Below are 11,673 nucleotides of genomic sequence, written 5' to 3' on the forward strand. Positions count from 1 at the left end.
ATCAGACATCCCTCTTGTCGAAGTCGATGCGTGGATCGACCCATGTATAGAGCAGGTCGGAAATGAGCCCGACGACGAGGCCGATCAGCGAGAAGATGAAAAGCGTGGCAAACACGATCGGATAGTCGCGCTTGACGATGGCGAAATAGCCGAGCCGTCCGAGCCCATCGAGCGAGAAGATGTTCTCGATGAGCAGCGAGCCGGTGAAGAAGGCCGAGATGAAGGCACCCGGAAAGCCGGCAATGATGATCAGCATCGCATTGCGGAAGACGTGACGATAGAGCACTTGCCGGTCGGTGAGCCCCTTGGCGCGCGCAGTCACCACATATTGCTTGCGGATCTCGTCGATAAAGGAATTCTTCGTCAGCAGTGTCGTCGTCGCGAAGGCCGAGAGTGACAGCGAGATCAGCGGCAGTGTCAAATGCCAGAAATAGTCGCCGATCTTCTGATACCAGTTGAGCTGGTCGAAATTGTCGGACACGAGGCCGCGCAGCGGAAACCAGTCATAGAAAGACCCACCTGCGAACAGAACGATCAGCAGGATGCCGAAGAGGAAGCTCGGTACGGCATAGCCGATGATGATCACGCCGGAGGTCCACACGTCGAAGGCCGAGCCGTCGGAAACGGCCTTCTTGATCCCAAGCGGGATGGAGATGAGATAGGAGAAGATCAGGATCCACACACCGAGCGACGCCGAGACCGGCAGGCGGTCCTTGATCAGGTCTAGCACCTTCTCGTTGGAAAAGAAGCTTTCGCCGAAATCGAAGCGGATATAGTCCCACATCATCTTGCCGAAGCGCTCGAGCGGCGGCTTGTCGAAGCCGAACTGCTTTTCCAGCCGCTTGACGAGATCCGGGTCGAGGCCCTGTGCGCCACGATACTTGGAATCGAGATCGGCGCCCGACATGGACTGGCTGCCGAGATCGCCGCCACCCGAAAGCCGGTCTTCCGCCCCGTTGCCCTGTCCGGTCAGGTCTGCAATCGCCTGTTCCACTGGTCCGCCGGGCGCGAACTGCACGACGGCAAAGGAAATCGCCATGATGCCGACAATGGTCGGGATGATCAGGAGGAGGCGGCGTAGGATATAGGCGCCCATTCTATCGGCGATCTCCGTGCGTCGTAATATGTGTCAGGCCGTCAGCCGCGTTCGAATCGCAGCCTTTGCAGTTGGAACGCTGGATAGTGCGAAAGCAAGTCATCATTGTTTGGCGGCATCAGCCGACCACCAGATGGTCGGAAAGCCGGTGCTGTAGGTCGGCAGGTCTTTTGGATGTTTGAGCTTCTTCCAATAGGCGATTTTCATCTCGCCGGAATAGAAGAGCGGCACAACATAATGGTTGGCGAGAAGCACGCGGTCGAGCGCATGGACAGCCGCGATCTGGTCGTCGCGATCCTTCGCATTTACGACCATGTCGATAAGCTGGTCGACGGCCGGATTGGCAATGCCGGCGTAGTTCTGCGAGCCGGGCGTATTGACGGAATCCGAACCCCAGAACCCGCGTTGTTCGTTGCCGGGGTTCATCGTCTGGGGCCAAACATAAAAAATCATGTCGTAGTCGAAGCTTCGAATACGATTGATATATTGCGATGCATCGACCGTCCGCAGCGTCGCCGTGACGCCGATCTTGGCGAGACTGTTGACGAAGGGCTGGAGTGTGCGCACTGCGGACGTGCTGCTGAGCAGGATTTCGAAGGTCAGCGGCTTGCCGGTCTTGGTGTTGACCATGCGATTGCCCTTGATCTCGTAGCCGCCCGCCTTGAATAGCTCGATCGCCTTCTTGAGATTGTCGCGCACCTTCTGAGGATCGCCGTTCACCGGATTGGTGTAGGGTGTCGTGAAAACCTGCGGCGGAACCTTGTCCTTCATTCCCTCCAGGATTTCGAGTTCGCGACCTTTAGGCAGACCGGACGAGGCGAGCTCCGTGCCCCAGAAGAAGCTGTTGACACGCTTCAACCCGCCATAAGCGAGGTTTTTGTTCAGGTCCTCGAAATCGAACGCGTAGTTCAGCGCCTCACGAACGCGCTCGTCCTTGAACATGTCGCGACGCATGTTCGGCACCAGTGCCTGCATGATACCGGTGGCGCGGAACGGGTTTGGCAGCGCCTCTCGGATGATGCGGCCATCTTTCACCGCGTCGAAATCATAGCGCGTGGCCCAGCGGCTGGCGCTGTTTTCCTGATAATAGTCGATGTCGCCGGCTTTGAACGCCTGAAACTCGGCCTCCGGATCGGTGAAATAGACGTAGGTGATCGCGCCGAAGTTATGCGCGCCGATGTTTTCCGGCAGCTTCGCGCCCCAGTAATCCTTGCGCAGTTCATAGCGGATGGTCGAGCCCGGCTGCATGGAGGCGACCTTGTAAGGGCCGGAGCCCATCGGCAGTTCCAGCGTGCTCTTCGAAATGTCGCGCTGATTGCCGTTGGCATCCTTGCCCTGCCACCAGTGCTTGGGAAGAATGGACAACTGGCCGACGATTTCCGGCAGCTCGCGATTGCCCTTCTGGTCGAAGGTGAAGGTCACTTCGCGCTCGCCGGTCTTCTCGGCAGATTTCACATGGCGATAGTAGTTGGCAAGGCGCACGCTGTTGGCCTTGGCGCTGTCGAAACTGAAGATCACGTCTTCGGGCGTCACCGGCTCGCCATCGGCCCATTTCGCCTCTGGCCGCAGCTTGAAGCTGACGGAGGAATAGTCGTCCGGATAGGAAATCGCCTCGGCCAGCAGGCCATAGGAGGTCATGATCTCGTCCATCGAGGGCGTCAGCAGCGTCTCGTAAATCCGCTCCATGCCATCGGCCGGCGCGCCCTTGTCGATTAGCGGGTTGAAGCTGTCGAATGTGCCTTCGTTGGAAAGTCTGAGTTCGCCGCCTTTCGGCGCGTCTACATTCACATAGTCGAAATGCTTGAAGTCAGGTCCGTATTTCGGCGTGCCGAACAGGGTGAGCGCGTTGCGCCAGACTTTTTCCTGAGCCTCAGCGGGAGGGGCTGAAATCGCCGCGATGGCCAGCAGGCCGGCAAGGCCGAGGATTGCGCGCTTCAAACCGCCATGGAACATTCAAACGTCTCCCTGAATCGTCTTGAGGGCAAACATAGAGCAAATCAGGTCAAAATATAGGCCTGCTCCCATTTGCGCCGCGACGGTTTGGCGCAAGGGGATTCATCTAATGCTGGAATGTCGGTAGAATTGCCGTAAATCAATTTCAGGATCGCGCTCACGTTATTCTGGAAACCGCCGCAGGACCTCGTGCATGAAACTATTCCGATCCGTCGCCCTCCTTGCCGCCGCGCTTGTCACAGTCACAACTGATGCGGCACTTGCCAGCGACAATCGTCCGGCCAAGACGACATTCGGAGCGATGACGCTAGGCTCCTCGCAGGAGCCACAGCCGATCGGTTTCTACGCCAAGGGCTGCCAGGCCGGCGCCGTGCAATTGCCCTATGATGGACCGAACTGGCAGGTCATGCGGCTGGAGCGCAACCGCCGCTGGGGCCAGCCGCAGATGATTTCCTTCATCCAGCAATTCTCCCGCGATGCCGCGGCCAAGGACGGCTGGCCGGGTCTCCTGATTGGCGACATTTCCCAGCCGCGCGGCGGGCCGATGGTGAACGGCCATGCCTCGCACCAGATCGGGCTCGACGCCGATATCTGGCTGTCGCCCATGCCGCGCCAGCGCCTGACGGGCCAGCAGCGTGAACAGCTTTCGGCTGTTTCCATGTTGAAAAAGGGCGAGTATCTCACCATCGACAATCGCAACTGGAGCGAGGGCCAGGCGCGCCTGATCATGCGGGCTGCCAGCTACCCGCAGGTCCAGCGTGTTTTCGTCAATCCGGCGATCAAGAAGAAACTCTGCGAAACCTGGCGCGGCGACCGAACCTTCATGAGCAAGGTGCGACCCATCGGCGGCCACGATTCCCATTTCCACGTCCGGCTCTATTGCCCGCCCGGCGTTGCCAATTGCAAGGCGCAGCCGGAAATCCAGCCGGGCGACGGCTGCGGCAAGGATCTGGCCGCCTGGTTTGGACCAAGGGCCGTCAGAAAGCCGACCGCGCCGATCAAGCCGCCGCCAAAGCCACGTGTCGTAACGGTCGGCGATCTGCCGCCGGCCTGTCTGGCGGTGCTCTCCGCTTCTTCGAAGCGCGGCGACGACAATATGGGTCTGCCCTATGCGCCGCTGGCCTCGGCCGATTCCAGCGTCGGGACACCGATCACCACACTCGCCGCCTATCAGGAAAAGCTGACCCCGCAGCCGAGTGCCGCCACCGCTGCGATGCCCACCGATCCCGCGGCAGTGGCAACTGCGGCCGATCCCGCGTCTTCGAGCCCGGCTGCCGCTCCGTGGATTGCGCTGCCGGACAAGGTGCCGGTGCCGCGCGTCCGGCCTGTTCGGTAAGGACTGGCCTTTTGGGCTGCGCCGCCCTCATCTGTCCTTCGGACATCTTCTCCCGAGGGGGGAGAAGAGGGAACGTGCCGCAAGGTCTGCGGACCTCCTCGCCCCTTGGGGAGAGGTCCGCCGAGCGCAAGCGGAGGCGGGGTGAGGGGGCGCCGCTGGCTCAAGGGCCGTCTGGATTGCGTTACGGCCTTTTCAAACGGCGCACCTTCCTGTATTTGCCTAAACCGATTTAAATCCGCATCCAGCAGGAGTTCTCCATGGCGGACGACCGGGCGATTGCGCTCATTGCGCATGATCAGAAAAAGGCCGAAATGGCGGATTTTGCCGCCCGTCACGTGGAAATCCTGCAGCGCCATCGACTGGTCGCAACAGGAACCACCGGCGGCCGCATTCTTGAAGTCTGCCCGGACCTCAACCTGACGCGGCTCAAAAGCGGCCCGCTCGGCGGCGACCAGCAGATCGGCGCGTTGATTGCAACGGGTGAGATTTCCATGCTGATTTTCTTCACCGATCCTTTGACGCCCCTGCCGCATGATGTAGATGTCAAGGCACTGACGCGGCTTGCGACCGTCTATGATGTTCCCATGGCGCTGAACCGCGCGACCGCCGAACTGCTGATCGATAAAATCTGACCCGCCTGCCGGGATATGACGAGACTGTAAGACATGGCCAACCAGAACAACCACGACGCCACACTTCCATTCCCGATCCTGATTGGCGACATTGGCGGCACCAACGCCCGCTTCGCGCTTCTGGTCGATGCCTATGCGCAGCCGAAATTCTTCCCGAACGTCCACACGGCCGATTTTCCGACGATGAACGAGGCGATCCAGGCAACGGTTCTCGACAAGACCTCCGTTCAGCCGCGCTCGGCCATCCTGGCCATTGCCGGCCCGATCCAGGGCGATGAAATCCCGCTGACCAATTGCCCCTGGGTCGTCAAGCCGAAGGAAATGATCTCGGACCTCGGCTTCAGTGACGTTCTGGTGATCAACGATTTCGAGGCGCAGGCGCTCGCTATAGCCTCTCTGGGCGAAAATGATCGCGAGCAGATCGGCGGCGGCGCAAGCCTGCCCTCGGCCTCGCGTGCCGTTCTCGGCCCGGGCACCGGTCTCGGCGTTGCCGGCCTCGTCCATGCCCAGCATGCCTGGATCCCGGTTCCGGGTGAGGGCGGCCATATCGATGTCGGCCCGCGCAGCGATCGCGATTATCAGCTCTTCCCGCATTACGACCCGATCGAAGGCCGCATCTCCGCCGAGCAGCTTCTCTGCGGTCGTGGTCTCGTCAACATCTATCACGCAGTCTGCAAGGTCGACGGCATCGAGCCGGTCCTGAAGACCCCGGCGGATGTCTCGACCGCAGCACTCTCGGCCGCGCCGGACCGTGCCGCCGCTGAAACGCTGGAGCTTTTCTCGACCTATCTCGGCCGCGTCGCCGGCGACGTTGCGCTGATCTTCATGGCCAAGGGCGGCGTGTTCCTCGCCGGCGGCATTTCGCAAAAGATCATCCCGGCGCTGAAAGCCCCCGCCTTCCGCGCCGGCTTTGAGGACAAGGCGCCACACACGGCCATGATGCAGCAGATGCCGACCTATGTCGTCACCCATCCGCAGGCCGCACTTTCGGGTCTTGCCGACTACGCCCGCGCGCCGGCCCGCTTCGGGCTCGCGTCCGATGGCCGCCACTGGCGCGGCTGATCCCGCCTTCGGCGTCTGGTCAAGGCCGCTTTGACTGGCTATAGAACAGGAAAACAGCGAAGGGACGGAAGCGCCATGGACGACGGAATGGATATGCGGCTGGTGGTTGTCGGTGCGGCGGGCCGCATGGGGCAGACGCTGGTCAAAGCCATTCACGCCATGCCGGGCGTCACAGTCTCAGGCGCGATCGAGCGCCCCGGCTCCTTCGCGCTCGGCAAGGATATCGGCGAGATCGCCGGTTTGGGGCATCTGGGCGTCCCGGTCACTGACGATCCGCTGAAGGCCTTCGTCGCCGCAGACGGCGTCATCGATTTCACCACGCCTGCTGCGACCTGCGACTTCGCCGAACTCACCGCACAGGCGCGCATCGTCCACGTCATTGGCACGACCGGCCTGTCGGAAGAGGACGAGAAGAAGATCGCCGCCGCCGCCCGCCATGCCCGCATCGTCAAGTCCGGCAACATGAGCCTCGGCGTGAACCTGCTCGGCGTTCTGGTTCGTCAGGCGGCGAAGGCGCTGGACGCCGCCGGCTGGGATATCGAAGTGCTGGAAATGCACCACAAGCACAAGGTCGATGCCCCCTCCGGTACCGCCTATCTGCTCGGCCGCGAGGCTGCAAAGGGCAGGGGCGTCGAGCTGAAGGACAAGGCCGTCAAGGTCCGCGACGGCCTCACCGGCCCGCGCGAAGAGGGCACGATCGGGTTCGCGACGGTCCGTGGCGGCGGCGTGATCGGCGACCATTCGGTGATGTTTGCCAGCGAAAGCGAGATGATCACGCTGTCGCACCGCGCCACCGACCGCTCGCTCTTCGCCTCCGGCGCGCTGAAGTCGGCGCTCTGGGCGCGCGACAAGAAGCCCGGCCTTTATTCGACGCTCGACGTGCTCGGGCTGTCCGCTGACTGATTTTTAAAACGGCTCGCTCTCGCGGGCCGATCTTTTGTGAGGAAGACGACGATGAGTGGAACGCTTGTACTGGTACGCCATGGCCAGAGCGAATGGAACCTGAAGAACCTCTTCACCGGCTGGCGCGACCCGGATCTGACTGAGCTCGGCGTGCAGGAAGCCACCGCCGGCGCCAAGGCGCTCGCCGATTACGGCATCAAGTTCGACATCGCGTTTACCTCGGACCTCACCCGCGCGCAGAAGACCTGCAAGATCATCCTCGACGGCGTCGGCCAGCCGAATCTTGAAGTCATCAAGGATCAGGCGCTCAACGAACGCGACTACGGCGACCTCTCCGGCCTCAACAAGGACGACGCCCGCGCCAAGTGGGGCGAAGAGCAGGTCCATATCTGGCGCCGCTCCTATGACGTTCCGCCGCCGGGCGGCGAAAGCCTCAAGGACACCGGCGCCCGCGTCTGGCCCTATTACATGACCGAAATCCTCCCGCGCGTGCTGCGTGGCGAAAAGGTGCTGGTGGCCGCCCACGGCAATTCGCTCCGCTCCCTCCTCATGGTCCTCGACCGCCTCGACTCGACCAAGATCCTCGGCGTGAACCTCGCGACCGGCGTTCCGATGGTCTACAAGCTGAACGCGGACTCGACGGTGGCTTCGAAGGAAGTGCTGGGCGATATGTCCGGGGCGCATTGAATTCAGAAACGAGCCTGCTGCAACAGACATACCTTGCCAATCTTTGCCAAGGTATGTCATCCTCGCTTCGACATAACTGAAGCGAGGTTTCTCCTATGGCGACGATGAATGTCTCTCTGCCTGATCCGATGAAAGAATGGGTCGAAGGGCAGGCTCAATCGGGGCGCTATGCCAATGCCAGCGATTATGTACGCGATTTGATACGCAGGGATCAGGAGCGCGCCGACAAGATCAGCGCGATGCAGCGCTTTGTCGATGAAGGCTTGGCAAGCGGCATCGGCGAGCGGACGCGTGACGAACTTTTTGAAGCGGCCCTAAAGAGTGGCGGCGAGGCTCGCTGACCCATGAAAATCGGCTTCCGTCTTTCCGTCGAAGCTGAAAACGATATCCTCGACATCGCGCGTAATGGCGCTTTGCTCTTCGGCAATGCGCAGGCACGCAAATATCATAATGCACTTTTTTCCGTCTTTCAGTTGCTTTCGCAATACCCGCAAATGGCCCGACTGAGGTATGAAATTAGCCCGCCTGTACGCATCCATCCGTTTCGTGCCCATTTGGTTATCTATAGAGAAGAATTGGACGGGGGTATTCTGATTATACGCGTTCGTCACGGACACGAGGACTGGGCAGGCGAGGCTTTCTGAATGTGCACCTCTTCGGATCTGGAGGACTATCATGGCGCTTAAGATGCACAGCTCGCTTGCAGTCAATGTCGGCGAATGGCTGAAACAGAGGTCGTGGAGCCGGCTGGCCTTTCCGTCACGGCGCTCGCCGATCATTTCGGCGTTTCGCGGCAGGCTTTGAGCACCCTTTTGAATGGCAACGCCAAACTCTCCGCCGATATGGCGATCCGCTTTGAAAAGGCGTTCGGTCTGAAGGCAGAGACACTTTTGAAGATGCAGGCGACGCATGATCTTGCTGAGGCTCGGCTGCACGAAGGCGAGATAAATGTGAAGCCGCTGTCGAAGGCAGCTTGAGACATAAGGGAAAGCCTCAGGCCTTCCCTGCCTCCCAGCCCAGCATCGCCCGCTTTCTTGTCAGACCCCAGTGATAGCCCGTCAGCGCGCCGGATTTCCCGAGCGCCCGGTGGCATGGCACCACGAAGGAGATCGGGTTCGCCCCCACCGCAGCGCCCACCGCGCGGCTGGCCGTCGGCTGGCCGATATGGCCGGCGATGGAGGAATAGGTGACGGCGCGGCCCATGGGGATCTTGAGCAGCTGTTCCCAGACGCGGATCTGGAAATCCGTACCGATGAGGACGACGCGCAGCGGCTCTTCCTGCCGCCAGCGCTTCGCGTCGAAGATGCGCGCCGCATAGGGCGCGGTCGCTGCACTGTCTTCGACATAGCGCGCATTCGGCCAGCGCCGCGCCATGTCTTCGAAAGCCTCCCGCTCGCCGCCCTCGTCCGAAAAGGCGAGACCGGATAGTCCGCGGGGCGTCACCATGACAAGCGCGATCCCGAACGGGGAAGGGTGGAAACCATAGCGGATTTCAAGCCCCGCGCCCTTCGCCTTCCATTCCCCCGGCGACATGGCCTCATGCGTCACGAAGAGATCGTGCAGCCGGCTCGGACCGGAAAGGCCGACTTCCAGAGACGTATCGAGCAGCGGAAGCCCTTCGTTTCCCAGAAGCCGCTTGGCATGATCCAGCGTCACGGCCTGCAGAAAGGCCTTGGGTGACAAGCCCGCCCAACGGGTAAAGGTCTTCTGCAATTGCGTGGGAGACTGGCCGAGTTCGCCGGCGATGGTCTCCAGCGAAGGCTGCGCTTGATAGTCTTCCGTCAGCAGTTCGATCACGCGGCAGACCGTGTCATAATCGGAATCCTCCGGCGTGATGTCGCGGGCAAGGGCGGTGTCGAATTGGGCGAGTGTCATGGTGGTTCTCCTTGCCCTTATCGATATCGCCGTTGACGGTCGCTCTCCACCCGTTTCTTGCGCAAAGTGGCCGCTGGCCACAAGGTCAGATCCGCTGCTTGACCGTCGCCAGAGCCTGGGTCAACTCACTGGCCAGACGCTCGCGCGCCTCCGGATAGAGGAATTCGCCGAACGGCGTCTCGCGGCCCTGTCCGGCAACGCGCATCGAGGTGATACCGATCTCCGGATGGCGGGCGATCTTGAGCTTCGTCCAGAACGGATTGTAGCGCGCCTCGCGCACCAGGCCGTTCGGCGCGATCTTCCTGATGGTGAGGTCGAGGCGGGAGAGGCGGATCTGTTCACGCGCCAGCGCCGCGCGATAGTTCAGCCAAAAGGCGCCATAGAGCAGGACGAAATCGAGCCCGAAGAAGAGCATGATCGGCCAGGCGCCGACAGTCATGAAGAAGAGTACATGCACGAGGCTCAATGCGCTAGTGATGGCGAAGAGAATGCGGAAGCCTTTGCGCCCCAGCGAGCGATGCGGAACAAGCTCGGTTTCATATACCGGGCGCTCGCTCAAGCCCTCTTTCAGGCCCATCGTGCCGTTGCCATCGCTCATGGCCCATGATTATAGGGGAAGCATGAAAAACGGAAAGAAGAATTCGCAAACGTCAAGCCGGACAAAGGGTCGCGCCAAACGCGTGAAGACCGCCTATACGCAGGATGAACTGCGCGAAATCTTCCGCCGCTTTTCCGTCCAGCGGCCGGAGCCGAAGGGCGAGCTGGAACATGTGAACCCGTTCACTCTGGTCGTCGCCGTGGCACTCTCCGCGCAGGCGACCGACGCGGGCGTCAACAAGGCAACGCGCGCGCTGTTCAAGATCGCCGATACGCCGCAGAAGATGCTCGATCTCGGCGAGGAGAAGGTCCGTGATTACATCAAGACGATCGGGCTCTATCGCAACAAGGCGAAGAACGTCATCGCGCTCTCGCAGAAGCTGATCGAGGATTTCGGCGGCGAAGTGCCGAAGACGCGGGAAGAGCTGATCACGCTGCCCGGCGTCGGGCGCAAGACGGCGAATGTCGTCATGTCCATGGCCTTCGGCATTCCGACCATGGCGGTCGACACGCATGTCTTTCGCATCGCCAATCGCTTGGGCCTCGCGCCCGGCAAGACGCCGGATGAAGTCGAGGAAAACCTTCTCAAGGTCATTCCGGATGAGTATCTCTTCCATGCCCATCACTGGCTGATCCTGCATGGGCGCTACACCTGCAAGGCGCGCAAGCCGGAATGTCAGCTCTGCGTGATCGCCGATATCTGCAAGTCGGCGGAGAAGACCAATGCGGTTCCGGCGGAGCTCAAGGAGCTGCCGCCGCAATTCTCCGACGAGCCTGTTATCTGAAGGCCGGGTCGCGCGCCGAAATCATCTTGTGCAGATGCACCATCAGCCCCGCCGCAAAGAGCGGCGTCAGCAGGTTGAGGATCGGGATCGCCAGGAAGAGCGCGATGGCAAAACCGCCGAAGAGGACGGTCTGCCAGTGCTTGGAGCGGAAATCCCGCGCCGCCTGTGGCGAACGGAAGCGCATGGCGGCGAACTCGAAGAATTCGCGCCCAAGCAGATAGCCGTTGACGAGGAAGAAGGCGATGAGGTTCACGCCGGGGATCAGAAGCAGGAACAGCGCGAAGATGTTGCCGACGATCACGATGCCGAGGAAGCGTACCGCGGAGACAAGCGACTCGCCGAGTGGCATGGCGACGCCCGGCACATCATTCGGATAGTCGCGCTTTTCGACCACCTCGGCGACGTCATCCAGGAAGAACCCTGCGATCACGGCCGTGACCGGCGAGATCAGCAGGGCAAGCCCCAGCGCCAGCCCGATACTGGCGAGAATGCCGAAGACGAAACTCAGCCAGCCGGCCCATTCGGGAATACCGGGAACGAACTGGTCGATCCAGGGCAGAGCGAGCCAGATGAACAGGTTGCGCAGCAGGATCCAGAGAACGATCAGTGCGAGAAGCGTCAGCCCCAGCACCTTCCAGAAGACGCTACGCGTCTCCTTCGCAAAGAGGTTTGCGAGCGCCAGGCGGGCAGCGTCCATCACCATGTTGGTCTCCATGCCGGGAAATCCGGTGGGAGAAATGTAGGCGC

Annotated in this window: 14 protein-coding genes; 9 read left to right on the top strand and 5 right to left on the bottom strand. The window is 61.2% G+C overall.

Annotated features, from left to right (window positions below):
- Position 1: 1 nt before the first annotated feature.
- Entirely contained in the window at positions 2-1,096 is a 1,095-nt protein-coding gene (locus tag LQK83_RS14135; protein ID WP_230838041.1) for a microcin C ABC transporter permease YejB, read from the bottom strand.
- 102 nt (positions 1,097-1,198) lie between these two features.
- Positions 1,199-3,049: an extracellular solute-binding protein gene (locus tag LQK83_RS14140; RefSeq protein ID WP_230838042.1), complete on the bottom strand. Its 1,851-nt coding sequence runs from the start codon at positions 3,047-3,049 to the stop codon at positions 1,199-1,201.
- 193 nt (positions 3,050-3,242) lie between these two features.
- Here LQK83_RS14140 and mepA point away from each other — a divergent pair, with 193 nt between their 5' ends.
- The 8 genes from mepA to LQK83_RS14180 all read left to right on the top strand — a co-directional run bounded on the left by mepA (position 3,243) and on the right by LQK83_RS14180 (position 8,646).
- A complete protein-coding gene (mepA, locus tag LQK83_RS14145; protein WP_230838043.1) occupies positions 3,243-4,385 on the top strand; it encodes a penicillin-insensitive murein endopeptidase in 1,143 nt (380 codons plus the stop codon).
- A gap of 257 nt (positions 4,386-4,642) precedes the next feature.
- On the top strand, positions 4,643-5,017 hold the full coding sequence (locus LQK83_RS14150) for a methylglyoxal synthase (RefSeq protein ID WP_230838044.1): 375 nt from the start codon (positions 4,643-4,645) through the stop codon (positions 5,015-5,017).
- A 33-nt stretch (positions 5,018-5,050) separates the two neighbouring features.
- Positions 5,051-6,079, top strand: a complete 1,029-nt coding sequence (locus LQK83_RS14155; RefSeq protein WP_230838045.1) for a glucokinase — start codon at positions 5,051-5,053, stop codon at positions 6,077-6,079.
- Positions 6,080-6,172: 93 nt separating this feature from the next.
- Complete coding sequence (gene dapB / locus LQK83_RS14160; protein ID WP_230838241.1) at positions 6,173-6,982, top strand: 4-hydroxy-tetrahydrodipicolinate reductase; 810 nt, start codon at positions 6,173-6,175, stop codon at positions 6,980-6,982.
- A gap of 51 nt (positions 6,983-7,033) precedes the next feature.
- Positions 7,034-7,669, top strand: coding sequence for a 2,3-bisphosphoglycerate-dependent phosphoglycerate mutase (locus LQK83_RS14165; RefSeq protein WP_230827940.1), 636 nt, complete (start codon positions 7,034-7,036; stop codon positions 7,667-7,669).
- 95 nt (positions 7,670-7,764) lie between these two features.
- A complete protein-coding gene (locus LQK83_RS14170) occupies positions 7,765-8,010 on the top strand; it encodes a type II toxin-antitoxin system ParD family antitoxin (RefSeq protein WP_230838046.1) in 246 nt (81 codons plus the stop codon).
- A 9-nt stretch (positions 8,011-8,019) separates the two neighbouring features.
- Positions 8,020-8,313 carry a type II toxin-antitoxin system RelE/ParE family toxin gene (locus tag LQK83_RS14175; RefSeq protein WP_230838242.1) on the top strand — a complete coding sequence of 98 codons (294 nt, stop codon included), beginning with the start codon at positions 8,020-8,022 and terminating at the stop codon, positions 8,311-8,313.
- Between the two features lie 75 nt (positions 8,314-8,388).
- Complete coding sequence (locus LQK83_RS14180) at positions 8,389-8,646, top strand: HigA family addiction module antitoxin (protein ID WP_230838047.1); 258 nt, start codon at positions 8,389-8,391, stop codon at positions 8,644-8,646.
- 16 nt (positions 8,647-8,662) lie between these two features.
- Here the strand turns inward: LQK83_RS14180 and LQK83_RS14185 are convergent, their stop codons facing one another.
- Together LQK83_RS14185 and LQK83_RS14190 are read right to left on the bottom strand one after the other, a co-directional pair.
- Positions 8,663-9,544, bottom strand: coding sequence for a methylated-DNA--[protein]-cysteine S-methyltransferase (locus tag LQK83_RS14185; protein ID WP_230838048.1), 882 nt, complete (start codon positions 9,542-9,544; stop codon positions 8,663-8,665).
- Between the two features lie 85 nt (positions 9,545-9,629).
- On the bottom strand, positions 9,630-10,142 hold the full coding sequence (locus tag LQK83_RS14190) for a DUF2244 domain-containing protein (protein ID WP_230838049.1): 513 nt from the start codon (positions 10,140-10,142) through the stop codon (positions 9,630-9,632).
- Here LQK83_RS14190 and nth point away from each other — a divergent pair.
- Positions 10,141-10,926, top strand: coding sequence for an endonuclease III (gene nth, locus LQK83_RS14195; protein ID WP_230838050.1), 786 nt, complete (start codon positions 10,141-10,143; stop codon positions 10,924-10,926). The two genes, LQK83_RS14190 and nth, sit on opposite strands and share 2 nt — an antisense overlap.
- On the opposite strand, the gene LQK83_RS14200 is transcribed toward nth, so the two are convergent.
- Complete coding sequence (locus tag LQK83_RS14200) at positions 10,919-11,629, bottom strand: sulfate transporter family protein (RefSeq protein WP_230838243.1); 711 nt, start codon at positions 11,627-11,629, stop codon at positions 10,919-10,921. The genes nth and LQK83_RS14200 overlap by 8 nt on opposite strands.
- Positions 11,630-11,673: the final 44 nt, after the last annotated feature.

Origin of the sequence: Rhizobium sp. C1 (genome assembly GCF_021026335.1) — a bacterium.
Lineage (GTDB): Bacteria > Pseudomonadota > Alphaproteobacteria > Rhizobiales > Rhizobiaceae > Ensifer_A.

What these genes read in the sequence shown, in the direction of transcription:
- LQK83_RS14150 (WP_230838044.1), top strand. Translation starts at nt 4,643, where the DNA reads ATGGCGGACGACCGGGCGATTGCGCTCATTGCGCATGATCAGAAAAAG.
- LQK83_RS14170 (WP_230838046.1), top strand. Translation starts at nt 7,765, where the DNA reads ATGGCGACGATGAATGTCTCTCTGCCTGATCCGATGAAAGAATGGGTC.
- LQK83_RS14180 (WP_230838047.1), top strand. Translation starts at nt 8,389, where the DNA reads ATGGCTGAAACAGAGGTCGTGGAGCCGGCTGGCCTTTCCGTCACGGCG.
- LQK83_RS14165 (WP_230827940.1), top strand. Translation starts at nt 7,034, where the DNA reads ATGAGTGGAACGCTTGTACTGGTACGCCATGGCCAGAGCGAATGGAAC.
- LQK83_RS14200 (WP_230838243.1), bottom strand. Translation starts at nt 11,629, where the DNA reads ATGGTGATGGACGCTGCCCGCCTGGCGCTCGCAAACCTCTTTGCGAAG.
- LQK83_RS14155 (WP_230838045.1), top strand. Translation starts at nt 5,051, where the DNA reads ATGGCCAACCAGAACAACCACGACGCCACACTTCCATTCCCGATCCTG.
- nth (WP_230838050.1), top strand. Translation starts at nt 10,141, where the DNA reads ATGGCCCATGATTATAGGGGAAGCATGAAAAACGGAAAGAAGAATTCG.
- mepA (WP_230838043.1), top strand. Translation starts at nt 3,243, where the DNA reads ATGAAACTATTCCGATCCGTCGCCCTCCTTGCCGCCGCGCTTGTCACA.
- LQK83_RS14190 (WP_230838049.1), bottom strand. Translation starts at nt 10,142, where the DNA reads ATGAGCGATGGCAACGGCACGATGGGCCTGAAAGAGGGCTTGAGCGAG.
- LQK83_RS14185 (WP_230838048.1), bottom strand. Translation starts at nt 9,544, where the DNA reads ATGACACTCGCCCAATTCGACACCGCCCTTGCCCGCGACATCACGCCG.
- LQK83_RS14135 (WP_230838041.1), bottom strand. Translation starts at nt 1,096, where the DNA reads ATGGGCGCCTATATCCTACGCCGCCTCCTCCTGATCATCCCGACCATT.
- LQK83_RS14140 (WP_230838042.1), bottom strand. Translation starts at nt 3,049, where the DNA reads ATGTTCCATGGCGGTTTGAAGCGCGCAATCCTCGGCCTTGCCGGCCTG.
- dapB (WP_230838241.1), top strand. Translation starts at nt 6,173, where the DNA reads ATGCGGCTGGTGGTTGTCGGTGCGGCGGGCCGCATGGGGCAGACGCTG.